The sequence below is a fragment of the Rhodoferax saidenbachensis genome (assembly GCF_001955715.1).
GTDB classification, from domain to species: domain Bacteria; phylum Pseudomonadota; class Gammaproteobacteria; order Burkholderiales; family Burkholderiaceae_C; genus Allorhodoferax; species Allorhodoferax saidenbachensis.
The window spans coordinates 1,414,065-1,438,208 of the sequence record NZ_CP019239.1 but is presented as its reverse complement, the minus strand read 5'-3'; the positions used below and the strand labels follow the sequence as shown (position 1 = coordinate 1,438,208).

The 24,144-nt window shown below is 61.1% G+C and carries 27 protein-coding genes; 17 read left to right on the top strand and 10 right to left on the bottom strand.

All coding sequences use genetic code 11. The annotated features are described in order from the left end of the window. Nucleotide 1 precedes the first annotated feature (1 nt). On the bottom strand, nt 2–1,096 hold the full coding sequence (aroC, locus tag RS694_RS06900; RefSeq protein WP_029705935.1) for a chorismate synthase: 1,095 nt from the start codon (nt 1,094–1,096) through the stop codon (nt 2–4). A 159-nt stretch (nt 1,097–1,255) separates the two neighbouring features. Between aroC and RS694_RS06895 the strand changes: the two genes are divergently transcribed. Further along, nucleotides 1,256–2,539 carry an amino acid deaminase gene (locus RS694_RS06895; RefSeq protein WP_029705936.1) on the top strand — a complete coding sequence of 428 codons (1,284 nt, stop codon included), beginning with the start codon at nt 1,256–1,258 and terminating at the stop codon, nt 2,537–2,539. Between the two features lie 376 nt (nt 2,540–2,915). Further along, complete coding sequence (locus RS694_RS06890) at nt 2,916–3,338, top strand: cupin domain-containing protein (RefSeq protein WP_029705937.1); 423 nt, start codon at nt 2,916–2,918, stop codon at nt 3,336–3,338. A gap of 84 nt (nt 3,339–3,422) precedes the next feature. Here RS694_RS06890 and RS694_RS06885 read toward each other — a convergent pair whose 3' ends face one another. Continuing rightward, nucleotides 3,423–4,079, bottom strand: a complete 657-nt coding sequence (locus RS694_RS06885; RefSeq protein WP_029705938.1) for a glutathione S-transferase — start codon at nt 4,077–4,079, stop codon at nt 3,423–3,425. Nucleotides 4,080–4,305: 226 nt separating this feature from the next. Here RS694_RS06885 and RS694_RS06880 point away from each other — a divergent pair, with 226 nt between their 5' ends. Continuing rightward, a complete protein-coding gene (locus RS694_RS06880; RefSeq protein ID WP_029705939.1) occupies nt 4,306–5,526 on the top strand; it encodes a polyhydroxyalkanoate depolymerase in 1,221 nt (406 codons plus the stop codon). A gap of 21 nt (nt 5,527–5,547) precedes the next feature. Here RS694_RS06880 and RS694_RS06875 read toward each other — a convergent pair whose 3' ends face one another. Beyond that, entirely contained in the window at nt 5,548–6,006 is a 459-nt protein-coding gene (locus RS694_RS06875; protein WP_029705940.1) for a CBS domain-containing protein, read from the bottom strand. A gap of 90 nt (nt 6,007–6,096) precedes the next feature. Between RS694_RS06875 and RS694_RS06870 the strand changes: the two genes are divergently transcribed. From RS694_RS06870 to RS694_RS06860, 3 genes are read left to right on the top strand one after another with little or no spacing between them, the layout of a single operon-like run. Beyond that, a complete protein-coding gene (locus tag RS694_RS06870) occupies nt 6,097–7,392 on the top strand; it encodes an O-acetylhomoserine aminocarboxypropyltransferase (RefSeq protein ID WP_029705941.1) in 1,296 nt (431 codons plus the stop codon). Then, nucleotides 7,389–8,198, top strand: coding sequence for an alpha/beta fold hydrolase (locus RS694_RS06865; protein ID WP_029705942.1), 810 nt, complete (start codon nt 7,389–7,391; stop codon nt 8,196–8,198). The genes RS694_RS06870 and RS694_RS06865 overlap by 4 nt, the downstream gene beginning before the upstream one ends. 51 nt (nt 8,199–8,249) lie before the next feature. Next, complete coding sequence (locus tag RS694_RS06860) at nt 8,250–8,588, top strand: Mpo1-like protein (protein ID WP_029705943.1); 339 nt, start codon at nt 8,250–8,252, stop codon at nt 8,586–8,588. Between the two features lie 99 nt (nt 8,589–8,687). Here RS694_RS06860 and RS694_RS06855 read toward each other — a convergent pair whose 3' ends face one another. Then, nucleotides 8,688–9,905 carry a YihY family inner membrane protein gene (locus tag RS694_RS06855; RefSeq protein ID WP_029705944.1) on the bottom strand — a complete coding sequence of 406 codons (1,218 nt, stop codon included), beginning with the start codon at nt 9,903–9,905 and terminating at the stop codon, nt 8,688–8,690. Nucleotides 9,906–9,925: 20 nt separating this feature from the next. Here RS694_RS06855 and RS694_RS06850 point away from each other — a divergent pair, with 20 nt between their 5' ends. The 5 genes from RS694_RS06850 to RS694_RS06830 are packed head-to-tail and all read left to right on the top strand — an operon-like array spanning nt 9,926 to nt 14,336. Then, nucleotides 9,926–10,360, top strand: a complete 435-nt coding sequence (locus RS694_RS06850) for a DUF2069 domain-containing protein (RefSeq protein ID WP_029705945.1) — start codon at nt 9,926–9,928, stop codon at nt 10,358–10,360. After that, a complete protein-coding gene (locus RS694_RS06845; RefSeq protein ID WP_029705946.1) occupies nt 10,357–11,778 on the top strand; it encodes an FAD-binding oxidoreductase in 1,422 nt (473 codons plus the stop codon). The genes RS694_RS06850 and RS694_RS06845 overlap by 4 nt, the downstream gene beginning before the upstream one ends. Next, nucleotides 11,779–12,939, top strand: a complete 1,161-nt coding sequence (locus tag RS694_RS06840; protein WP_029705947.1) for an MFS transporter — start codon at nt 11,779–11,781, stop codon at nt 12,937–12,939. Nucleotides 12,940–12,971: 32 nt separating this feature from the next. Next, nucleotides 12,972–13,817: a thymidylate synthase gene (locus tag RS694_RS06835; RefSeq protein WP_029705948.1), complete on the top strand. Its 846-nt coding sequence runs from the start codon at nt 12,972–12,974 to the stop codon at nt 13,815–13,817. 3 nt (nt 13,818–13,820) lie between these two features. After that, nucleotides 13,821–14,336 carry a dihydrofolate reductase gene (locus RS694_RS06830; RefSeq protein ID WP_029705949.1) on the top strand — a complete coding sequence of 172 codons (516 nt, stop codon included), beginning with the start codon at nt 13,821–13,823 and terminating at the stop codon, nt 14,334–14,336. Between the two features lie 42 nt (nt 14,337–14,378). Here RS694_RS06830 and RS694_RS06825 read toward each other — a convergent pair whose 3' ends face one another. Further along, on the bottom strand, nt 14,379–14,591 hold the full coding sequence (locus RS694_RS06825; protein WP_051391676.1) for a glycine zipper 2TM domain-containing protein: 213 nt from the start codon (nt 14,589–14,591) through the stop codon (nt 14,379–14,381). A 265-nt stretch (nt 14,592–14,856) separates the two neighbouring features. Here RS694_RS06825 and RS694_RS06820 point away from each other — a divergent pair, with 265 nt between their 5' ends. Beyond that, nucleotides 14,857–15,264, top strand: coding sequence for a response regulator transcription factor (locus RS694_RS06820; protein WP_029705951.1), 408 nt, complete (start codon nt 14,857–14,859; stop codon nt 15,262–15,264). 2 nt (nt 15,265–15,266) lie between these two features. Here RS694_RS06820 and RS694_RS06815 read toward each other — a convergent pair whose 3' ends face one another. Then, the gene (locus RS694_RS06815) at nt 15,267–15,899 is read right to left on the bottom strand and encodes a response regulator (protein WP_029705952.1); all 633 of its coding nucleotides are present in this window, start codon (nt 15,897–15,899) and stop codon (nt 15,267–15,269) included. 62 nt (nt 15,900–15,961) lie between these two features. Here RS694_RS06815 and RS694_RS06810 point away from each other — a divergent pair, with 62 nt between their 5' ends. The 5 genes from RS694_RS06810 (at nt 15,962) to RS694_RS06790 (ending at nt 19,240) form a co-directional block, all read left to right on the top strand. Further along, nucleotides 15,962–17,311 (top strand): CHASE3 domain-containing protein, encoded by a 1,350-nt coding sequence (locus tag RS694_RS06810; RefSeq protein ID WP_029705953.1) that lies wholly within the window; start codon nt 15,962–15,964, stop codon nt 17,309–17,311. Nucleotides 17,312–17,441: 130 nt separating this feature from the next. Next, complete coding sequence (locus RS694_RS06805; protein WP_029705954.1) at nt 17,442–17,606, top strand: DUF1328 domain-containing protein; 165 nt, start codon at nt 17,442–17,444, stop codon at nt 17,604–17,606. Nucleotides 17,607–17,713: 107 nt separating this feature from the next. After that, nucleotides 17,714–18,028, top strand: a complete 315-nt coding sequence (locus RS694_RS06800) for a BON domain-containing protein (RefSeq protein ID WP_029705955.1) — start codon at nt 17,714–17,716, stop codon at nt 18,026–18,028. A gap of 48 nt (nt 18,029–18,076) precedes the next feature. Beyond that, nucleotides 18,077–18,301 carry a CsbD family protein gene (locus RS694_RS06795; protein WP_029705956.1) on the top strand — a complete coding sequence of 75 codons (225 nt, stop codon included), beginning with the start codon at nt 18,077–18,079 and terminating at the stop codon, nt 18,299–18,301. Nucleotides 18,302–18,442: 141 nt separating this feature from the next. Further along, entirely contained in the window at nt 18,443–19,240 is a 798-nt protein-coding gene (locus RS694_RS06790; RefSeq protein ID WP_029705957.1) for an exodeoxyribonuclease III, read from the top strand. 77 nt (nt 19,241–19,317) lie between these two features. Here the strand turns inward: RS694_RS06790 and ntrC are convergent, their stop codons facing one another. The 4 genes from ntrC to glnA all read right to left on the bottom strand — a co-directional run bounded on the left by ntrC (nt 19,318) and on the right by glnA (nt 24,069). Then, entirely contained in the window at nt 19,318–20,850 is a 1,533-nt protein-coding gene (gene ntrC, locus RS694_RS06785; protein ID WP_029705958.1) for a nitrogen regulation protein NR(I), read from the bottom strand. A 26-nt stretch (nt 20,851–20,876) separates the two neighbouring features. After that, on the bottom strand, nt 20,877–21,974 hold the full coding sequence (gene glnL, locus RS694_RS06780; protein ID WP_029705959.1) for a nitrogen regulation protein NR(II): 1,098 nt from the start codon (nt 21,972–21,974) through the stop codon (nt 20,877–20,879). After that, complete coding sequence (locus tag RS694_RS06775; protein ID WP_029705960.1) at nt 21,971–22,465, bottom strand: hypothetical protein; 495 nt, start codon at nt 22,463–22,465, stop codon at nt 21,971–21,973. The genes glnL and RS694_RS06775 overlap by 4 nt, the downstream gene beginning before the upstream one ends. A gap of 188 nt (nt 22,466–22,653) precedes the next feature. Next, nucleotides 22,654–24,069, bottom strand: a complete 1,416-nt coding sequence (gene glnA, locus RS694_RS06770) for a type I glutamate--ammonia ligase (protein WP_029705961.1) — start codon at nt 24,067–24,069, stop codon at nt 22,654–22,656. Nucleotides 24,070–24,144 lie beyond the last annotated feature (75 nt).

The window sequence follows — 24,144 nt, the reverse complement described above, 5'->3', positions numbered from 1 at the left end:
CTTAAATCGATCCCGGGATAGGCGTGAGCACAGGCACCACGTCACCACACTGGGCCCGGTGGCGCAGCGCATGCTCCATCACCACCAGGGCCAACATGGCCTCGGCAATCGGGGTGGCGCGTATGCCCACGCACGGGTCATGGCGGCCTTTGGTGATGACCTGGGTCGGGTTGCCCTGTACATCGATGGAATCACGCGGCGTGATGATGGAACTGGTGGGCTTGATCGCAATGCTCACTTCCAGGTCTTGTCCGGTGCTGATGCCACCGAGCACACCACCCGCGTTGTTGCTGGCAAAACCTTGCGGGGTGAGTGAATCGCCATGAACCGTGCCGCGCTGCGCCACGCTGGCAAAACCGGCGCCAATCTCCACGCCCTTGACGGCGTTGATGCCCATCATCGCGTAGGCGATGTCAGAGTCCATCTTGTCAAACAGCGGCTCACCCAGCCCCACAGGCACGTTAGACGCGCTGACGCGGATGCGTGCGCCGCAAGAGTCACCGGCTTTGCGCAAGGCGTCCATATAGTCCTCCAGCACCTGCACATCGGCAAGCGGCGCGAAGAACGGGTTATGGGGCACATGCTCCCACGACTCAAACGCAATCGGCAGATCACCCACCTGCGTCATGCAACCGCGGAACGTGGTGCCGTATTTTTCCTTGAGCCACTTCTTCGCCACGGCACCGGCCGCCACCATGGGCGCAGTCAAGCGCGCGCTGGAACGGCCACCGCCGCGTGGGTCGCGGATGCCGTATTTCTGGAAGTAGGTGTAGTCGGCATGACCGGGGCGGAAGGTCTCCAGGATGTTGCCGTAGTCCTTGCTGCGCTGGTCGGTGTTCTGGATCAGCAGCGCAATAGGGGTACCAGTGGTCTTGCCCTGGTACACACCGCTCAGTATCTGCACGGTGTCAGGCTCGTTGCGCTGCGTCACATGGCGGCTGGTGCCGGGGCGGCGGCGGTCCAGGTCGCCCTGGATATCGGCCTCGCTCAGTTCCATGCCGGGGGGGCAGCCGTCAATCACGCAGCCAATGGCCGGGCCGTGGGATTCACCGAAGTTGGTGACTGCGAAGAGTTGTCCGAAGGTGTTGCCGCTCATGGAGCAGGATTATCCCCCACGGGTGGGCCCCCCCTGCTGCGCCATGCGGCGCGGCGCAGGTCGGCTGAGAACAGGGGATTTTTGGCATCAAAATGGCCCCCAGCCCTTTGGGGATGTGCGCCAGCAGCTATTAAACTCATAGCAACTTAAAGGCTTGCCATGACCCACGCCACCCCACACGACTTCCTCCTCGACCACCGCTGCAAGAGCTATCCGCTGACCGCCACGCCCTGCCTGGCCTCTGAGCTTGCGCAAAAAAACTGGAATGTGCTGGCCGACGATCTGGCCTATCCGCTGGCCGTGCTGCGCCGCTCCGCGCTCGCGCACAACCTGGCCTGGATGCAGGACTTCGCACACCGCAAGGGGGTGGACTTCGCGCCACACGGCAAAACCACCATGGCACCCGCGCTGTTTGCCCAGCAATTGCAGGCCGGCGCCTGGGGCATGACGGTGGCCACGGTGTTCCAGTTGGCCGTGGCGGTGGACGCCGGCGCGCGCCGCATCATCCTGGCCAACCAGTTGCTGGCCGATGCCGACCTCGACGGCCTGCGCATGTTGCTGGAACAACATACCGGGCTGCGCGTCTGGTTCCTGGTCGATTCACCGGCCCAACTGGCGCTTGTGGAGGACTGGGCCGCGCGCCGCGGCTTTGACGGGCGCCTGGACGTGCTGCTGGAGATGGGCATCCCAGGCCAACGCACGGGCTGCCGCACGCTGGAAGACGCGATCACCCTGGCCCAGGCCATGGCGCGCTCGTCGGCGGTACGCCTGGGCGGCCTCGAATGTTTTGAAGGCGGCGTGGCCCGCTGCGACACCGACCACGATGCGCGCGAAATTACGGCACTGGTGCGCCGCGTGACCGACGTCGCGCGCGCCTGCGATGCCCAGGGCCTGCTGCCGCAGGGCGAAGTACTGGTCACGGCCGGTGGCTCCGCGGTGTTTGACCTGGTGATTCCCATGCTGCGCATGCAGGGGCTCTCGCGCCCAGTGCGCGGCATCCTGCGCTCGGGCTGCTACCTCACACACGACCACGGCAGCTACAAGCGCTTCCTGGCCCAGGTGGAACAGCGCGAAGGGCTGGACCATTCGCTGCGCCCCGCGCTGGAAGTCTGGGCGCTCGTGCAGTCCCTGCCCGAGCCGGGACTGGCCCTGCTGAGCTGCGGGCGGCGCGACATTTCCTACGACACCGAAATGCCCATTCCCGCACGCCTGGCGCGCCGCAGCCTGCGCACGGCCGAAGAAGCGCCCGCAGGCTGGAAGATCACGGCACTCAACGACCAGCATGCTTTTCTGCGCTTTGACCCCGCGGGCGTTGCCCCGTGCGTGGGGGACCGCGTGGCGCTGGGCGTCTCGCACCCCTGCACCACGTTCGACAAATGGCGCTGGATGGTTTTGGTGGAAGACGACTGGCGCGTGACAGGGGCCATAGAGACGTTCTTCTGATTAGGGCCTGTTCACGCTATTTTTGCAAAATGCGTTGCGGATCAAAAAGGCCATGGGCAAGGCGCGAAACGCAGCCGGGGTTGGCCCCCGGCAAGGCTTCGCAACGCCGCGCATGGCCTTTTTGGCCGCAACCCGAAGGGAACGGGGTTAAAACAGCGCCACTCGTTGTTGCACTCCTAGCCCAGACAGTCAGTCTGGGCGCCAAAGCAAGAAATTCTGTGCGCCTAGATTGGCGCTGTTTTAACCCCGTTCGCACTTGCAAAAATAGTGTGAACAGGCCCTAGTCTGCGGCCGTGGACTGGGTGGAACGTTTCATGCTTGATGCTGCACCGCACCAATTCAGTGTTTCATCCCCTTTTTCCGAAAGGAGCACCCCATGCTGGACCGCACAACCACCCTGTTCTCCCATGTGAAGCCCGAAGACACGCAATTTGTCTCCGGTGGACTGCGGGATTTTTTCCTCTACAAGGACCTTGGAATCGCCGCCGCCACGCACGGCAAAGTGATTGCGCACCTGGTGAAGGCCAATAAGGCACCAGAAACAGGCACAGGATGGCACCGCCATGAGGCGGATTTCCAGATCGTGATCATGACCAAGGGCTGGGCCAAGTTCATGTACGAGGACAAGGAGACCCTGGTGCAAGCCGGTGACGTGGTGCACCAGCGCCCGGGCATTCGCCATTTCCTGTTCGACTACTCGCCCGACATGGAGTACCTGGAAATCGTTTCGCCAGCGGACTTCAAATCGATTGATGTGGACCCGGTCTGCGACGTGCCGGCGCCTACGCCCTGGAAATAGTTAGCGCCCGCTCTGGAGAGCCTGCCCTGGCATTGAGGGCTTCGACAGGCTCAGCCCGAACGGATTTACCCATTCAGCGCTCTTCTAGAACTCCGCGTCGAGCTCGTCGATTTCGTCGGGCTCGGCCTTGGCCGCCGCTATCCACTCCTTCATCGCGGGCAGCTCCAGCATGCGTTTGGAGTACGCGGTGCAGGCCTTGTCCAGTGGAATGTCGTAGGTCTGAAAACGCGTGACCACGGGGGCGTACATGGCATCGGCTACGGTAGGCGTCTTGCCAAACAGGTAGGGGCCGCCGTAGGTGCTCAGGCACTCGGTCCAGATTTCAACCACGCGGTCAATGTCGGCCTGGGCACGTGACCAGACTTTGAACTTGGGGAAATGGGCCTTGATGTTCATGGGCAACGAGCCACGCATGGAGGCAAAGCCCGAGTGCATCTCGCCACAGATGGCGCGGCAGTGCGCGCGCGCCTTTACATCGGCTGGCAACAGGCCCGCCTTAGGCTTGATTTCATTGAGGTATTCGGCAATCGCTAGCGTGTCCCACACCTTGACGGAGTTGTGCTGCAGCGAGGGCACCAGCATGCTGGAAGAGAGCAGCAGCATTTCGGCTTTCATGGCCGGGTCGTCCGCAGAGATGACCTTCTCTGTGAACTCCAGACCCGCCAGCTTGGTGAGCAGCCAGCCGCGCAGTGCCCAGGCTCCGTAGTTTTTGCTGCTGATCGTCAGGACGGCTTTGGCCATGGAACTTGCTCCTCAAACCAGAATTGGGTTGTCCCGCACCCGCAAGGGTTGTGCCAAGTGTGGCCCCCACGCTTCAACGCTCCGCGGGTCGCTGCCCCGAGGGGGCTAACTTGCCTTGGGGCGGCCCGGCGGCAAGTTGCCACAGGTGGCGTAACGCAAACTGGCCCATAACTTGCCTGCATCTGGCCTGTCCGGGCCACAAGCTCGCTTTTTGCGCAGGAACACCATGCTCTACCAGGCTTACCAATCCCAGTCCGACCTGATGTCGCCGTTCCGGCTGCTGGCACAGGGCAGCAGCGCAAACCTCTGGATGGACAACACCGAAGGCAGCTGGATGCGCAAGCTCTCTGCGTCCATGGAGGTGTTCTCGCGCATGCGACTCACCCATTCGCGCCCGGCGTACGGCATCACGTCGGTGAAGGTCGGGGAACAGGAATTGCCGGTCACCGAAGAAAAAGTGCTGACCATGCCCTTTGGCACGCTGCTGCGCTTCAAAAAGGAAACCCCGGCCAACCTGCCCCACCAGCCGCCGGTGTTGCTGGTGGCGCCCCTGTCGGGCCACTTTGCCACCCTGCTGCGCGAAACCGTGCGCACCCTGCTGCAGGACCACGACGTCTACATCACCGACTGGCACAACGCGCGTGATGTGGCGCTGAAACACGGCCCCTTTGGCCTGGACGATTACATCGACCACATGATCCGTTTCACCGAGACCATTGGTCCCGGTACCCACATCGTGTCCGTCTGCCAGCCCTGCGTAGCGGCGCTGGCGGCCACGGCCATCATGGCCGAAGACGACAACCCGGCCCAGCCGCGCAGCCTGACCCTGATGGCTGGCCCGGTGGACTGCCGCGTCAACCCCACCGAAGTCAACAAACTGGCGGTCAGCAAGCCCATCGAGTGGTTCGAGAAAAACCTGATCAGCCATGTGCCCATGCCCCACGCCGGTTTCATGCGCCGGGTGTACCCGGGCTTTGTGCAGGTCAGCGCCTTTTTGAGCATGAACCTGGACCGCCATAAACAATCGTTCAAGGACATGTACCAGCACCTGGTCAATGGCGACCTGGAAAAGGCCAACATCATCAAGGTGTTTTACGACGAGTACCTGGCAGTGAATGACCTGCCGGCCGAGTTCTACCTGGAGACGGTGGAAAAAGTCTTCCAGACCTACGACCTGCCACTGGGCAAACTCACGTACAAAGACCGCATCGTCAACCCGGCAGCGATTCGCCGCACCGCACTGATGACGGTGGAAGGTGAGCGGGACGACATTTGTGCGGTAGGACAGACCGTGGCCGCACAGGACCTGTGCAGCAACATTCGCCCCTATATGAAGACCCACCACATCCAGACCGGTGTGGGCCACTACGGTGTCTTCAGCGGCAAGAAATGGAACCAGCAGATCTACCCGCGCGTGCGGGAAATGATCCACGCCAGCACGGCGTGAATCGGGGCTGAAAAGCCTGGATCAGGCTTTCTCGGCAGGCTCTTCGCCCTCGGGCCAATCGCGGATGTAGGCCTTGAGCATCTTGTTCTCGAAGTTCTGGCTGTCCACAACGGCCTTGGCCACGTCGTAGAAGCTGACCACACCCATGAGCATGCGGTTGTCGATGACCGGCATGTAACGCGCATGGCGGTCCAGCATCATGCGGCGGACTTCGTCCATTTCGGTTTCCATGGTGCAGGTCAGTGGGCCGGGGTCCATGGCGCGGTACACCGTGGTGGTGCCGAAACTGCCGCCGTTTTTCACGACCGCCTGGATCACTTCACGGAAGGTCAGCATGCCCACCACCAGGCCGTGGGAGATCACCACCAGCGAGCCAATGTCCTTCTCGGCCATCAGTTGCGCGGCATCGGCCAGGCTGTCTTCTGGCTTGATGATGAAGAGCGTGCCGCCCTTGACGCGCAGGATGTCGCTGACTTTCATGGTTTTTCCTCGGGGTGCTCGGTTAGGACTATGACTTTAATATAGCCCACAATCCTGAAGATTCATTCCTAGTTGCCTGCGGAGAACACTATGCCCGGCTACGCCGACCCCGGTTTCGACACCCTCTCCCTGCACGCGGGCGCCGCGCCCGACGCTACGGGCGCACGAGCCGTCCCCATCCATCTCACCACTTCCTTTGTTTTTGAGTCCAGCGAACACGCCGCTTCGCTGTTCAACCTGGAACGTGCGGGACACGTCTACTCGCGCATCAGCAACCCCACCAACGCCGTGCTGGAGCAACGCGTCTCGGCACTCGAAGGCGGTATTGGGGCCATCACCACCGCCAGCGGCCAGGCCGCGCTGCATCTGAGCATCGCCACGCTGATGGGCGCAGGTGGGCACATCGTGGCGTCCACGGCGTTGTATGGCGGTTCGCAGAATTTGCTGCATTACACACTGCGCCGCTTTGGCATTGAAACCACCTTTGTGCAGCCGGGCGACATTGACGGCTGGTGCAAGGCGGTGCAACCGAACACCAAGCTGTTCTTTGGCGAAACCGTGGGCAACCCGGGGCTGGACGTGCTGGACACACCCACGGTGTCACAAATCGCACACGAAGCCGGTGTGCCGCTGCTGGTGGACTCCACCCTCACCTCGCCCTGGCTGGTGCAGCCGTTCAAGCAAGGGGCCGATCTGGTCTACCACTCGGCCACCAAGTTCCTCAGCGGCCACGGCACCGTGATTGGCGGCATCGTCGTCGACGGCGGCAGTTTTGATTGGGATAAATCGGGCAAATTCCCGGAGCTGAGCGAGCCCTATGCGGGCTTTCACAACATGGTTTTCACCGAGGAATCCACGGTGGGCGCCTTCCTGCTGCGCGCGCGCCGCGAGGGGCTGCGCGACTTTGGCGCCTGCATGAGTCCGCACTCGGCCTGGCTGATCTTGCAGGGCATAGAAACCCTGTCGCTGCGCATGGAGCGGCATATGCACAACACGGCCAAGGTGGTGGAGCTGCTGGCGTCACACCCCTTTGTCTCGCGTGTGGGCCACCCCATGCTGGAGAGCCACTCCAGCCACGCGCTGGCGCAAAAGCTGTTGCCCAAGGGCGCAGGCTCGGTGTTCAGCTTTGATTTGAAAGGCTCACGCGCCCAGGGCAAGGCGTTTGTCGAAGCGCTCAAGGTGTTCAGCCACCTGGCCAATGTGGGCGACTGCCGCAGCCTGGTGATCCACCCGGCCAGCACGACCCACTTTCGCATGGACGACGAAGCATTGGCCAAGGGTGGCATTACACAGGGAACGATTCGCCTGTCGATTGGATTGGAAGATTCTGCGGATCTTTTGGATGACCTCAAACGCGCTCTGAAGGCGGCGGAGAAAGCAGCATGAAGCTCACCGTCAACGGCGCTGCCGCGTACTGCTATACCGGCGGCAAGCCCTTCAACCCCACACAACCTACTGTCGTATTCATCCACGGCGTCATCAACGACCACAGCGTCTGGATTTTGCAGAGCCGCTACTTTGCGAACCACGGCTGGAATGTATTGGCGGTCGACCTGCCGGGCCATTGCCGCAGCGAAGGCGAAGCACCCGCCAGCGTAGAAGCGGCGGCTGCCTTCATTGCCGCTTTGCTGGATGCAGCGGGCGTGCAAAAAGCGGCATTGGTAGGCCACAGTTGGGGTTCGCTGATTGCGCTGGAAACAGCCGGGCAACTGAAGGATCGCATCAGCCATCTGGCGCTGGTTGGCACGGCCTACCCGATGAAGGTCTCGCAACCATTGCTGGACGCGGCGCTGAACGAGTCTGAGAAGGCTTTGCACATGGTCAATGTGTTTTCACGCAGCTCATTGGCGCCGCCCGTGGCGCCTGGCACCTGGAGTTTTGGTGGCGGCCTCGCATTGGGACGCCGAGTGATTGCCAGCAACACAAAGGTCAACGTGTTTCACCGCGGCTTCTCTGCCTGCAACAACTATGCGAATGGCGAACAGGCCATGGAGCAGATCACCTGCCCCGTGCTGTTCTTGCTCGGCGCGATGGACCAAATGACGATGCCGAAGGCCGCACAAACCCTGATCGACAAAGCGAAATCCAGTGGGAAAATGCATTCAGTCGTTCGGCTGGCTGTGGGCCACAGCCAGATGACGGAAGCGCCTGAGGCCACATTGGCTGCGCTCAAAGCGTTTCTCAACGCTTGATCGCGCGACACAGTAGCACCATAACAACCCGGACCCACCAGGAGACAGACCATGAACACCGCCATTGAAACCAGCGCCGCGGCAGACCCGAAGCAAATGACTTCGTTTGCCGAGTTCTACCCGTTCTACCTGAGCGAACACAGTGACCTGACCTGCCGCCGCCTGCACTTCGTGGGCTCGTCCCTGGTGCTGGCCAGCCTGCTGCTGTTTTTTGTGACCGGTCTGGTGATCTTCCTGTTCACCGCACCGCTGTGGGGTTACGGTTTTGCCTGGATCGGCCATTTCGGCTTTGAGAAAAACAAACCCGCCAGCTTCAAGCGCCCGCTCTACAGCTTCATGGGCGACTGGGTCATGTACAAGGACATCCTGACCGGCAAGGTCAAGATCTGAACTGATTCGAATGCCCCCAGCCCAGCCTGGCGGCTGCCCCCCCGATGGGGTGCAAGTCAACTTGGGGCGGCCCGGCGTTGACTTCGATCGCTATTGCTTTCATAGCGCCTCACGCAGGCTGGATGCCGACCACAGGCCTTTTTTGTATATATTTTCGGTCACCAGATTGACCGGCAGCAGCAAGGTACGCAACAACGGCTCCAGGGTCGTCTGCTGCGGATCGACCAGCAACACAAACCGCGCCTCGCCTGACGCATCCCGGGTCTCTTGCAGTTGCGCAATCCAGTCCAGCCCCACCAGAGATTCCAGTATCGGCTCCAGACGCAGCGAATCGCTCTGCAGCGCCGCGCTGAGTTGCCCCATGGTCAGGCCCTTCTGCTCTCCCTGGCGCACCCGATCGAGCTGCTGCAGTATTTCAAGCGCCACCTGAAATTCCCATCCATATCCGCTGCGCTTGCGCGGGATGCCGGCAATCAGGCTGGGCACATAGGCCGTCAGCGCTGCACCCAGCAGCACGATGACCCAGGCCACATAAATCCACACCAGCAGAATCGGAACGGTGGCGAAAGCGCCGTAGACCACCGAGTAGGTCGGCACCTTGCTCAGGTACAGCGCCAGCCCTTTTTTGGCCACCTCCAGACAGGTCGCGACAAACAGTCCGCCCATCCAGGCATGGCCCCAGCGCACATAGGTGTTGGGCACAAAGCGGAACATCGCCGCCATGCCGCACGCCACCAGCGCAAATTGCAAAATGTCGAGCAACAAGGCCACACCACCGGGCAAACCGCCAACCACACTCCGGGATGCCGAGATGGCATACGAGGTCATGCTCAGGCTGGCACCCAGCAGCAGCGGCCCCAGCGTGATGGCCGCCCAGTACAGCAGCACGCGTTGCGCAAAGGGGCGCGGTGTGCGCACCCGCCAGATACTGTTGAGCGTGCGGTCAATCGTGAAGATCAGCGCCAGCGCGGTCACCAGCAGCACCGCCAGACCGGCCACACCCAGTTTGCTGGCCTTGCCGGCAAATTGGTTGAGGTAGCCCAGCACCTGGCGCGCAATGTTGTCGGGCACCAGGCTCTCTATCAGCCACTTCTGCATCACGTCCTGGAACTTGGCAAACATGGGGAAAGCGGTGAACACCGCCAACGCCACGGTGATGAACGGCACCAGCGCAATCGTGGTGGTAAAGGTCAAGCTACTGGCGGTCAGGCCCAGACGGTCCTCGCGGAAACGCTCGCGCAGGGTGGTAGCGGCGTCCAGCCAGGGCACCTTGGCCACATCCTGCAGCCAGACTCTCAAACGTTCAAGGGTTCGCATCCCGCTATGATGCCACCGACATGAACGCACACCGCCCTTCCTCCCCGATTACTCCTCCCCCAAATTACGCTTTTGACACCGTACGACTCACCCGCTGGCTGGCCGTGGGCAGCCTGTTGGGCCTGATTATTCTGGGCGCAGCTTGGGAACTGGTGCTGGCCCCGATCCGCCCCGGCGGCTCCTGGCTGGCGCTCAAGGTACTGCCCCTGTGCATTCCGCTGGCCGGCCTGCTGAAGAACCGCATGTACACCTACCGCTGGGTCAGCCTGATGGTGTGGATCTACTTCACCGAAGGCGTGGTGCGCGCCTGGAGCGACCGCGCGCCCGGCAACTACCTGGCCATGCTGGAGGTCGCCTTGTGCCTGGCCCTGTTTGTCGCCTGCGCCCTGCATGTGCGCCTGCGCTTCAAGAACGCGCGGGCACTGGCAGCCGACTCTGGAGATATCACACCATGAGTACACACGCAGACTTGTTGGAGACCCTGCGCGGCATCGTCGGAGCGGCAAACGTATTGACCGAAGGCGACCTGAGCGCCTGGGAGATGGACTGGCGCAAGCGTGAACGCGGCAAGGCTCTGGCTGTGGTGCGTCCTGGGAATACCGACGAAGTGGCCCAGGTGGTGAAAGCCTGCGCCGCAGCCAAAGTCAGCATGGTGCCGCAAGGCGGCAACACCGGCATGGTGGTGGGCTCCACACCCGACGCGACCGGCGAACAGGTGGTGCTGAGCCTCACGCGCATGAACAAGATCCGCACCATGGACGGCGGCAACCTGACCGTCACCGTGGAAGCCGGCTGCATTTTGCAGACGCTGCAGGAAGCCTGTGAAGAGGCTGGTTACCTGTTCCCACTGAGCCTGGCGGCCGAGGGCAGTTGCACCATTGGCGGCAACCTCGGCACCAATGCCGGCGGTACGCAAGTGGTGCGTTTTGGCAATACCCGCGAACTGTGTCTGGGCCTGGAAGTGGTCACCGCTCAGGGCGAGGTCTGGAACGGTCTGACTGGCCTGCGCAAGGACAACACCGGTTACGACCTGCGCCATCTGTTCATTGGCTCCGAAGGCACGCTCGGTGTCATCACTGCCGCGGTGATGAAGCTCTACCCGTTGCCTGCGGCACAACTCACTGCCCTGTGCGCGGTGCCGTCGCTGGACGCGGCCGTGGAACTGCTGGGCCTGGCGCACAAAACACTGAGCTCTGGCCTGACCGGTTTTGAGGTCATGGGCCAGTTTGCGCTGAGCCTGGTGGTCAAACACTTCCCGCAGCAGCGCGTGCCGTTTCACGAAACATCGCCCTATTGCGTGGTGCTGGAGCATTCCGACAACGTGTCCGAGTCGCGCGCCCGCGAGCAACTGGAGCGCCTGCTCGAAGCCGCGCTGGAACAGGGCTGCGCCACCGACGCGGTAGTGGCCGAGAACATCACACAAGCCCGCGCGTTGTGGCACATCCGCGAGAGCATTCCGCTGGCGCAGGCGCAGGAAGGCCTGAACATCAAACACGACATTTCCATTGCCGTGTCGCGCATTCCCGCCTTTGTGCAAGAGACCGATGCCGCGCTGGCGCAAGCCTTCCCCGGTGCGCGTCTGGTCAACTACGGCCACTTGGGCGATGGCAACCTGCACTACAACGTGCAAGCCCCCGCAGACACCGACGCGGAGGCCTTTTTGCGCGACCAGGAAAAACCCATCAATGCACTGGTCTACGCCGCAGTGGACCGCTACAACGGCTCCATCTCCGCCGAACACGGCATTGGCAGCTTGAAGCGCGACAAGCTGGCAGAACACAAATCGCCGGTGGCGCTGGCGCTGATGCGTGACATCAAGAAGGCCCTGGACCCGCACAACCTCATGAACCCTGGCCGCGTGGTGAATTTGTAAATGTTGCATTGGATTCTGCTGGGCATTGTGTATGTGTCCTTTATCAGTCTGGGCCTGCCCGATGGGGTTTTAGGCGTCGCCTGGCCCGCCATCCGGGCCGACATGGGCCAGCCGCTGGCAGCCGTGGGCGTCATCACCATCACCATGACGGTGTGTTCAGCCAGCGCCAGCCTCTTTGCGAGCCGCATCGTGCAGCGCATCGGCACGGGTGCTGTGGTCGCCAGCAGCTGCCTGATGACGGCACCGGCACTGGTCGGTTTTTCCTACGCGCCTTCGTTTGCCTGGCTGGTGCTGCTGGCCATTCCGCTGGGCCTGGGTGCCGGTGCGGTGGACGCCAGCCTGAACCACTTTGTCGCGGCGCATTACTCGTCACGCCACATGAACTGGCTGCACGGTTTCTGGGGCGTTGGTGCCACCACCGGCCCGCTGATCATGGGCCTGGCACTGGCCAGCGCCGCCGGCTGGACTGCGGGCGCACGCGCCATTGGGTTCATACAACTAGGGCTGGCCGTGGTGCTGTGGCTCACGCTGTCACTGTGGTCCAAGGAGCATTCCAAACCACCGGTCGAAGAAGGTGCACACGACACGCCCCACCACGTCAAACCCGTGCGCCCTGTGGCGCTGTGGCTGGCACCACTGACCTTTTTGTTTTATGTCGCCGCCGAGATGGGCACCGGCCTGTGGGCTGCCAGTATTCTGGTCGGCACGCGCGGGCTGACCACGACCGAAGCGGGATTGTGGGTGTCGCTGTATTTCGGTTCTATCACCGCAGGGCGCTTTGGCGTGGGCCTGGTGGCCAACCGCCTGGGCAACCGCAAACTGGTGCGCTTGGGGATAGGCTTGGCCACCGTCGGGGCAGCCGTGTTTGCCCTGCCCGGTGTGCCTGCGGCTCTTTCCATGGCCGGGTTGGTGCTGATGGGCCTGGGCTGTGCGCCGGTATTTCCGTCCCTGATGCATGAAACGGCGCGCCGCTTCCCCGACCGAATAGCCAGCATGGTGATAGGCCGCCAGATGGGTTTTGCCTACGCTGGTGGCTCGGTCATACCCGCGATTTTTGGTTTGCTGGCCACCTGGGCCGGACTGAACGCCGTGATGCCCGTCGTGGTGGTGTTGCTGCTGGCCCTGTTGGCACTCACCGCGGCGCTCGACCGCATGACCTGAGCGCCCGTCCTCGCCCCTCTAAAATCGAACTTATGACCACCGACGCCCCCCAGCACCCCATCCGCAGCCAGTACGAAGACTTCATGCGCCACGTGTACACCACAGGCGTGGCCAAATCCGACCGCACCGGCACGGGCACGAAAAGCGTGTTTGGCTACCAGATGCGTTTCGATCTGAATGAAGGTTTTCCGCTGGTGACCACCAAGAAGGTGCACCTGCGTTCCATCATTCAGGAACTGCTGTGGTTTCTGACCGGATCCAGCAACAACAACTGGCTTAAGGAACGCGGCGTATCGATCTGGGACGAATGGGCCAAGGCCGATGGCGATTTGGGCCCGGTCTACGGCGTGCAGTGGCGCAGTTGGCCTACGCCGGACGGCGGCCATATTGACCAGATTGCCGACGTCATCAAGACGCTGAAGACCAACCCCGATTCGCGCCGCATCATCGTCAGCGCCTGGAACGTGGCCGAACTCAACAAGATGGCGCTGATGCCGTGCCATGCTTTCTTCCAGTTCTACGTGGCACCCGCAGAGACCGCAGGTGGCAAAGGCAAATTGAGCTGCCAGCTGTACCAGCGCAGCGCAGATATCTTCCTGGGTGTGCCCTTCAACATAGCCAGCTATGCGCTGCTGACCCACATGGTCGCGCAGCAGTGTGACCTGGACGTGGGCGACTTCATCTGGACGGGTGGCGACTGCCATATCTACAGCAACCACCACGAACAGGTGGAACTGCAATTGAGCCGTGCGCCCATGGCCTACCCCACGCTCCACATCAAGCGCAAGCCGGATTCGATCTTTGATTATCAGTACGAAGATTTTGAAGTGCTGGACTACCAAAGCCACGCGGCCATCAAGGCGCCTGTGGCGGTCTGACCCATGGCAAGCGTGAACACCGCAGGCCCACGCCTGCATCTGATCTACGCCCGCGCTGCGAATGGCGTGATTGGCAAGGACGGCACCCTGCCCTGGCATTTGCCGGAAGACCTGGCCCATTTCAAGCGCACCACGCTAGGTTGCCCGGTCATCATGGGGCGCAAGACCTGGGACTCACTGCCGCCGCGGTTCCGCCCGCTGCCGGGACGTACCAACATCGTCGTCACACGCCAGGAAAATTGGCATGAAAATGGCGCCCAGCCCGCACAGGACCTGCACAAGGCGCTACAACTTTGTGAGCAATCTGCGGATGTGTGGGTGATCGGTGGTGCCCAGTTGTATGCACTGACCGAGCCACTGGCCAGCACGGCAGTTGTCACCGAGATCGAGAAAGACTTTGAAGGCGATGCCTTTGCCCCCGCCCTGGGCACGGCCTGGCGGGAAACGGCGCGTGAACGGCATGTGGCTGCGAGTGGACTGCCGTTCAGCTTTGTGACTTACACGCGCAACCAAGTTTGATTCCAGGAGCTCCCAGCCCCTGGAACCACGGCGGGCTTGCTGTTATTTGCCGACCTGATTGCCGATGACGCCGCCTGCTGCTGCACCGGCTGCAGTACCCAGCACACCACCACCCATCACGCTGCCGGCGACACCGCCAATGACCGCGCCTGTGGCTGTGCTTTTTTCGCGGGCCGTCATGCCAGCGCATCCGGTGAGAGCGACAAGCGCCAGAACAGTCATTGCGGTGGAAAGTGTTTTGTATGTAGTTTTCATGGTGTGACCTTTTGGTAAACATCAGGGTGATCTGATGCCTCCAGTGTCTTGCGCCAGCCCTTTCCTGCCCAGCGGACAAGGCCGCAACGTGGTGTAGTAGTTGTCCTACACGGCACGTACGACTGACCATGCCCCGAATGCAATGCCCACCTGCGCTCTACAGGATGTAGGTGCCGTCCTACATACTCTCGGCTCTACCGCCCATGGAAGTTCGCCACAATTCAGTGCACACTGGGAACCTTCCACAGGAAATACCCGCCCCTCCATGCAAGCGCTCAAGGCCTATCTGGTCGAAGACAGTCCCGTCATACAGCAGAGCCTCATCGCAACGCTGGAGGAATTGGCGTCGGTGAATGTTGTGGGCATTGCCGAAGACGAACAAGGCGCCGTGCAGTGGCTGTCGGAGCCGGGCAACAAGGCCCATCTGGTCATCGTGGATATTTTTCTCAGCGGTGGTTCAGGCTTGGGGGTCCTCAAGGCAGCCCACCAGATGCAGCAGGGGCGCCACCTGGTGGTGCTGAGCAACTACGCTACCAAGGACATGCGCACGCGATGCCTGGCACTGGGCGCAGAGCGGGTATTTGACAAATCCACCGAGATTGATGCGCTGATCGAGTACTGCACCGAACTGGCCGGCCATGATGTCTCCGGCCCCTCCGAATTGCGGGCATGAGCTTACTGAATCAGGCCGTTCTTCAGACCGTAGTAGGTCAGGTCGCTGTTGGACTCCAGCTTCATCTTTTCCATCACACGGGTGCGGTAGGTACTCACCGTCTTCACACTCAGCGACATGCTGGTGGCGATATGGCCTACGGTTTCGCCCCGGGCCAGCCGCAGGAAGACCTGCAGCTCACGCTCCGACAGTTGTTCATGCAAGGGCTTGTCACCGCCATCGCCCAGGCCTTCAGCCAGCAGCTCAGCCACCCCAGGTGTGATGAACTTGCGCCCGCGGTGCACGGTGCGGATAGCCTTGACGATGTCTTCGGGATCACAGTCCTTGTTCAGGTAACCGCTGGCGCCCTGGCGCAACAACGTGGTGGCGTAATGCACTTCCGCAAAACCGCTCAGGATCAGCACCGGCAGGTCCGGTGCCCGCGCCTTGATCGCCGCCAGCGCGTCCACACCGCTGTGGTCCGGCATGGAAATGTCCATCAACATCACGTCCACCTCACCTTGGCGCACGATGTCCAACGCCTCGCGCCCGTTGGTCGCTTCCGCCACCACACAGAAGTCCTCCTGGTCGGCAAAAAACTGCCGCAGTCCGGCACGGACCATGGCGTGGTCGTCTACGATGGCAATTCGAATCATGCGGTGCAACCCAAGTTCATGCTGCATGATCCCATACTTTGGGACACAGGCAGTACATCGCGATGATTCGCACCATTCAACGCAACCCGCTCCTGATTGCACTGGCCTGCGCAGCCGCTGCGGCCATGGTATTTGTCAGCGAAGGCTCTTACTGGCAATCCGTTTCCACGCTGGAGAACCTGAACAGCATGGGCACCGCGCGTTCACAGATCCAGTCGCTGGAGCGCAGCCTGCTCAATGCCGAGACCGGCCAGCGCGGCTACCTGCTGACCCAACGCCCCGAATACCTGGAACCTTACAAGAAGGCGCTGACGGATATTGAAGCCGCCTACGGTGTGCTCAAACCATACTATGGCGCAGACCCTGCTACCCAGGAAATCCTCAAGCGCCTGCAGGGTCTGACAGAGACCCGACTGTCCGAGCTGGCGCTGACGCTGAAGCTGAGTCAACAGGGCCAGGGCAAGTCGGGCCAGGAAATCCTGCTCACCGATATTGGCCGGGAAAAGATGGATGCCATCCGCGCCACCAGTGCCGAGCTGCTGGATTACCAGACCCGGGCCGTCGCCTCGCGCCGTGCGGCGCTTTTCCAAACCCTGGCACTGGGTCGCATCGGTATTGCGCTGCTCAGCGCATTCAGCCTGCTGGCGCTGTTTTTCTACCTGCGCCAGTCTTTGGCCTTCAAATTGCAGCAACTGGAACTGCAACGCGTGGTGCAACAGGAACGCGACCGCCTGGAAGTGGAAGTGACCCAGCGCACCGCCGAACTGCGGCAGCTCGCGCAGCACCTGCAGACCGCACGTGAAGACGAACGCCAGCGGCTCGCGCGCAACCTGCACGATGATCTGGGTTCATTGTTGACCTCGGCCAAACTCGATGCTGCCCGCATCAAGTCGCGGCTGGCCAGCACCTCGCCCGAAAGCCTGGAGCTGCTGGCCCACCTTGTCGGTACGCTCAACAGCGGCATCGCGCTGGGCCGGCGCATCATCGAAGACCTGCGCCCGTCCTCACTGAGCAATCTGGGGCTGGTGGCGGCGCTGGAAATTCTGGCGCGGGAGTATGCCGACCATTCCGGTGTCGCCGTGCACTGCGATTTGCAGCCGGTGAAATTGCAGGCGTCGGCCGAACTGATGATCTACCGCCTGGTTCAGGAAGGTATTACCAATATCAGCAAATATGCCCAGGCCAGCAATGTCTGGGTCACCCTGGGAATGCGCGATGGCCAGGTGGAAATATCGGTGCGCGACGACGGCATCGGTTTCGACACCACGGCCAAACGCCTGTCGGCCTATGGCCTGGTCGGCATGCGCTTTCGGGTGGAGGCAGAAGGTGGCCACCTGCGTCTGATGTCGGCCCCGGGGCAGGGCACACAGATACGCGCAGTACTGCCGGAGTTTTCTATCCCCTCTGTCTGAGGATCGGGGCTGTCGGAGCAGTCCTACGCGCTCTCACGCGTTTTCCCGACACGTCAACGGCCCCGTGCCCTATCGCCTTTCCGGACCCCTGCCGCGACACTGGAGCCATACCAACCCGCAGGAGTTCTTCATGTTGCATTACGCCGTTGTCTTCTTTGTCATCGCCCTCATCGCCGCCCTGTTCGGCTTTGGTGGTATCGCCGCCAGTGCGGTAGGAATCGGCAAGATTCTGTTTGTTGTCTTCCTGGTTCTGGCCGTCGCCAGTTATCTGTTTGGCTTCATCAAACGCGGTTAACCGCTGACTGCGCCAAGCGCATTTTTTTCCGCCCACAGGTAGTGGGGCCTGTCACTACCTCCCCTCAAGTATTTTTTCTTTCCCTTAACCCTCATTGGAGATTTACCATGAAATTACGCACTACTCTCGCTATCGTTTTTGCCACTCTGGCACTGCTCGTCACCTCGGGCTGCGCCGTCCAGCGCGGTCAACAAACCGTGGGTGAATATGTCGACGATGCTGGCATCACCACCCTGGTGAAGTCCCGTTTTGTGGAAGACAAGACAGTGGACGCCGCTTCCATCAAGGTCGAAACCCTCAAGGGCACCGTGATGTTGTCCGGCTTTGCCAAGAGCACTGCCGAAAAGAACACTGCTGAAAACATCGCTCGCGGTGTCAAGGGTGTTGTTGCCGTACGCAACGAACTCGCTGTGCGTCCTTGATCGGCATACACAGCCATCACCAACCTATCCACCTTTAAGGAGATTCATATGAACTGGGACCGTATTCAAGGTAACTGGAAACAAGTCACTGGCCGTGCCAAAGAGCAATGGGGCAAACTGACCGACGATGACCTCGATGTCATTGCCGGCCGCCGCGACCAGCTCGCCGGCAAAATCCAGGAGCGCTACGGCGTTGTCAAGGATGAAGCCGAGAAGCAACTGGCTGAATGGGAACGCAAGGCAACAGATGCCTGGTTCGTGACCAAGGAATAGCCCACACCGGCTTTTCCAGCAGTCCGCTGCGCCAGACGCCCCGTACTTCGCAAGGAGTACGGGGCGTTTTTTCATGGGGATACCAATGGGATAATTCCCGCGCGGCCTGCGCCACACCTCCATCGTCACACCAAAAACACCATGCAACTCGCCACCTGGAACGTCAACTCCCTCAGCGTACGCCTGCCCCAGGTCCTGGACTGGCTGGCGGCCAACCCGGTCGACGTGCTGGCCCTGCAGGAACTGAAGATGACGGACGACAAGTTCCCGGCGGACGCCTTCACCGCAGCGGGCTACCAGGCCCAGTGGTTTGGGCAAAAGACCTACAACGGCGTGGCCCTGCTCTCGCGCGCGCCGGTCACCGATGTGGTGAAGAACATCCCGGGGTTTGACGATGACATGTCGCGCGTGATCACGGGCACGGTCGTCCCGGAGGGAGCCGCACCGGGCGCGGCGGGCGTTCGCGTGATCGGCGCCTACTTTCCCAACGGGCAGGAACCCGGCAGCGACAAGTTTGAGTACAAGATGGAATGGCTCACAGCGCTGCGCCGCTGGGTCAAGGAAGAGCTGGCCCGACACCCGCAACTGGTGCTGATGGGCGACTACAACATCACCTTTGACGACGACGATGTGTGGGACCCGGTAGGCCTGGAAGGCAGCATCCACTGCACGGAAGAAGAGCGTTACCACCTGCGCGCACTGGTCGCGCTGGGGCTGCACGACAGCCACCGCCTGTTCCCCCAGGCGCCCAAAAGCTTTAGCTGGTGGGACTACCGCGACGCGGGCTTCAGGCGCAACCGCGGCCTGCGCATCGACCACATTCTGGTGAGCGCTGCGCTCAAGCCCGGCGTGCAGTCCTGCGCGATTGACAAGCTGCCGCGCAATAACGAGCGCCCCAGTGACCACGCACCCGTAGTGGTAACGTTGCAACCCATCTGAAACGCTATTGTTTCAATAGCTGCTTGCGCATATTCCGTGCGGGCTAGAGGCCTATTTGGCACTCAAACCTGCGCTGGTCACTCCAGACCCAACTCCTGGATCTTGCGCGTGATGGTATTGCGGCCAATGCCCAGTTTGTGCGCCGCCTCGATGCGGCGGCCCTTGGTGTTGGCCAGCGCGGCGAGGATCAGGCGCGACTCAAAGCGCCGCGTCAGTGCGTCCCACACATCGAGCCGACCTGCACCCAGCAGCGCCACCGCCTCGGTCTCCAACTCGGCCTCCCAACCTTCCAGCGGGCCATGCGCTACCGGCAATGGCAGCGCCACGTCTGCTGCGATATCGGCAGGCAATACGTGGTCTGCGTGCGTGGCGATGGCCGTCAGACCGACGGGCAATACGGCAGCACCTGCCTTGGGTAGCAAAACATCGGCGGCAGAGGCCGTACGGCCCACGCCCACTTCAGGCGGCAAATCCTTGGGTTCAATCACCTGTGCTGGCGCCATCACGGTGAGCCAGTGGCAGATGTTTTCCAACTGGCGCACATTGCCGGGGAAAGCAAAGGATTCCAGCCAGCCCAATGCGGCGTCGGAAATGCGTTTGGGTTCCACACCGAGTTGTTTGGCACTTTGCTGCAGGAAATGGCGCGTCAACATGGACACGTCTTCCTTGCGTTCGCGCAAGGCCGGCAGGCGCAGGCGGATCACGTTCAGGCGGTGGAACAAGTCTTCGCGGAACACGCCGTCCTTGACGCGTTGCTCCAGATCCTGGTGCGTCGCGGCAATCACGCGCACATTGGATTTCACGGCGCTGTGGCCACCCACGCGGTAGAAATGGCCGTCGCTCAAGACACGCAACAAACGGGTTTGCAGCTCAAACGGCATGTCGCCGATTTCGTCCAGAAACAGCGTGCCACCATCGGCCTGCTCAAAGCGGCCGCGGCGCATGGTTTGCGCGCCGGTAAAGGCGCCGCGTTCATGACCGAAGAGTTCACTTTCCAGCAAATCTTTCGGGATGGCCGCGGTGTTGATGGCGACAAAGGGACCATTGGCGCGGGGCGAATGTTTGTGCAGCGCGCGCGCCACGAGTTCTTTGCCGGAGCCGGACTCACCGGTGATCATGACCGTGACATTGCTTTGCGACAGGCGACCAATCGCACGAAACACATCCTGCATGGCGGGCGCCTGGCCCAGCATTTCGGGGGTTTCCGTCAGGCGTTCCTCGGCCACTTCCTCGCGCTGGCTTTCTTCCACGGCACGGCGGATCAACTCCACCGCCTTGGGCAGATCAAACGGCTTGGGCAGGTACTCAAAGGCACCGCCCTGAAAGGCACTGACCGCGCTGTCCAAATCGGAAAAGGCCGTCATGATGATGACGGGCAGGCCCGGGTATTTGCTCTTTACCTTTTCCAGCAACTCCAGGCCTGAGCCACCGGGCATACGAATATCACTGACCAGAATCTGCGGGCCTTCATCGTCGGCAGCGGTACTGAGTGCGGCAAGTACATCGCGGGAATTGGAGAAGCTGCGGGTCGGCAAATGCTCGCGCAACAGCGCCTTCTCCAACACGAAGCGTATAGACTGGTCATCGTCTACGATCCAAATCGGCTTCATGTTTTTAGGGTCCCCAGGTTCTGACATTACGGTAGCGGAATCAATATTTTGAAATCCGTCCGGCCTGGTACGCTATCGACCTCGATCAATCCATGGTGTTGCTGTACAAAGGTTTGCGCCAATGTCAGCCCCAGCCCCGAACCGCCCTCCCTGCCCGACACCAGCGGATAGAAAATGCGGTCCTTGATCGAATCTGGCACACCAGGTCCGTTGTCAATGACATGCAATTCCAATGCCAACCGGTAACGCTGTTTGCCAAATGTGATTTGGCGGGTCACGCGGGAGCGAAATGTCAGCTGTGCATCACCCGCGGCAATGCGGTCCACCAGCGCCTGGCAGGCGTTGTGCGCGATGTTCAGAACGGTCTGTATCAGCTGTTCACGGTCACCACGGAACTCGGGGATGGAAATGTCGTAGTCCCGCATCACCCGCAACCCCTTGGGAAACTCGGCCAGGATCAGGGAGCGCACGCGCTCACACACTTCGTGGATGTTCACATCGCCCACCATGTGCGGCCGGCGGTGCGGCGCCAGCAACCGGTCCACCAGGCTTTGCAGGCGGTCGGCCTCGTGGATGATGACCTGGGTGTATTCGGTCAGCTCGGGCGACTCCATCTCCATCTCGAGCAACTGTGCCGCGCCACGGATGCCGCCCAGCGGGTTCTTGATCTCGTGGGCGAGGTTGCGGATCAGTTCCTTGTTGGTCTGCGCCTGCTCGGCCAGGCGTTCTTCACGGTCCTGGCGCGCCTGCTGCTCCAGCGGCACCATCTCGACAATGATTTCATCGGCAGGCTCGGTACGGGTGATGATCACGTGCACCGGTAGCGGGTCGTAGCCCGTGCGCTTGAGCCAGGCGTCATAACGCAGGGCGGCAAATTCGTTTTCGCTGGCCCCCTCCAGCGCATTCTGTAGCTGGAAAGGTTCGGTGAAGGCGTCGGTCAGCAGTGCGCCGACGATCATGCGGCGTGAGGTGCCCAGTGCGTCTTCGAGCGCAGAGTTCGAAAAAAGGACGGACGCATCGTTGCGCACCACAGCCACCAGCGTGGCCAACAGGTCAAACGACTGGAAGCGAACCAGTGCGGAAACAGATGCCGGGGGGGGTGCAGGGTTTTTCAAGCCTGCTATTTTGCCGCAGTCGCTGTGGGCATGCGGCCCAACTCACGCCGCAGGCCGGCAATGTCGCTCTCATTGCGGCTGATGTTGGCCTTGAGTTCTGCAACACGGTCCAGGTACTTCTGGTGGTTGCGCGCTTCGGGGCCCAGTTTTTCAGGCTCACCGTTGTTGTATTCCTTTTGCAGCTCCAGCTGGCGCGCCTCTGCCTTCTTGAGCTCCGACTCCAGAATCAGGCGGGCATCGGAATCCTTGGCACGCTGGTCATTCGCATCCACGCGCTGTCCGGGCTGGCCGGTCTGGCTGGCAGACGCAACACGTGTGGCACCCGGCTTCTGGGCCTGGACAACCGTTACGTTACCACCCGAAACCAGCTTGCAATGCTTGGCCTGGGCTTCTGGAACCGTGTTGGTGTACTCATTGCCACAGCGGTAGATGCGCTCTTGCGCCATGGCGCTGTTCGCCAACAGACAAGTTGCCAAGGGAATCAAAAAAATGGGTTTCATGCAATGTTCACGCAAACCTGCGCAAGGTGGTTGGTTCAGTATGCGCCAAAAAAGTCAAAAAACAAAAGTCCCACACCAAGCCAAGGGTTTCGAGGTGTAAAGCACGCCAGAGGTTCCCCAAAAGAAAAGGACGGCATGCGCCGTCCTTTTCATCTCTGTCACATGCGCTGCCGCAGGGGCAGCGAATATTACAGGGAGAAGTACATGTCGAACTCGGCAGGGTGCACCGACATGCGCATGCGGGTGACTTCGGTCATCTTCAGCTCGATGTAGGCGTCAATCATGCTGTCAGTGAACACACCGCCCTTGGTCAGGAACGCACGGTCTTTGTCCAGGCATTCCAGCGCCTGGTCCAGGCTGTGGCATACGGTGGGGATCAACTTGTCTTCTTCTGGAGGCAAATGGTACAGATCCTTGGAGGCGGCTTCGCCAGGATGGATCTTGTTTTCCACGCCATCCAGACCGGCCATCAACAGGGCAGCAAAGCCCAGGTAAGGGTTCATCAGTGGATCGGGGAAGCGGGCTTCCACACGACGGCCTTTGGGGTTTGCCACAAAAGGAATACGGATGGAGGCAGAACGGTTCTTGGCGGAGTACGCCAGTTTCACCGGTGCTTCGAAGTGAGGAACCAGACGCTTGTAGCTGTTGGTGCCGGGGTTGGTGATGGCATTCAGGGCACGCGCGTGCTTGATGATGCCGCCGATGTAGTACAGCGCGAAGTCCGACAGACCTGCATAGCCGTCGCCAGCAAACAGGTTCTTGCCATCTTTCCACACGGACTGGTGCACGTGCATGCCGGAACCGTTGTCACCGTGGTAAGGCTTGGGCATGAACGTGGCGGTCTTGCCGTAGGCATTGGCCACGTTGTGCACCACGTACTTTTGCAGCATGGTCCAGTCAGCGCGTTCCACCAGCGTGGAGAAGCGGGTACCGATTTCGTTTTGGCCAGCGCCCGCCACTTCGTGGTGGAACACTTCAACCGGGATGCCCAGGGATTCGAGGATCAGGGACATCTCGGCGCGCATGTCTTGCGTGCTGTCGACAGGAGGCACGGGGAAATAGCCGCCCTTGACGGTGGGGCGGTGGCCACGGTTGCCGCCTTCGAGCTTGGCACCGGTGTTCCAGGGTGCTTCGTACTCATCGATTTCGTAGAAGGTGTTGTTGGATTCTGTGCTCCAGCGAACGCCGTCGAAGATGAAGAATTCTGGCTCGGGACCGAAGTAGGCGGTATCACCAATACCGGAAGCCTTCAGGTAGGCTTCAGCGCGCTTGGCGATGGAACGTGGGTCGCGGTCGTAGGACTTGCCGTCAGTTGGCTCCACCACATCACAGTTCATGATGATGGTGGTTTCTTCGAAGAAGGGGTCGATGTTGGCCGTGTTGGGATCGGGCATCAACAACATGTCGGAAGCCTCAATGCCTTTCCAGCCAGCGATGGAAGAACCGTCGAATGCGTGGCCGGAAGTGAACTTGTCTTCGTCGAAATGCGAAACAGGCACGGTGGTGTGCTGCTGCTTGCCACGGGTATCGGTGAAACGGAAATCAACAAACTTGACTTCGTTTTCTTTCACCATCTTCATCACGTCAGCGACGGTCTTGGCCATCAAATACTCCTATTTGCAAAAAATGCACACGGTTGTTAAAAAGTTTGCCCTGTCCACAATGCAGCTTTTGTGCCA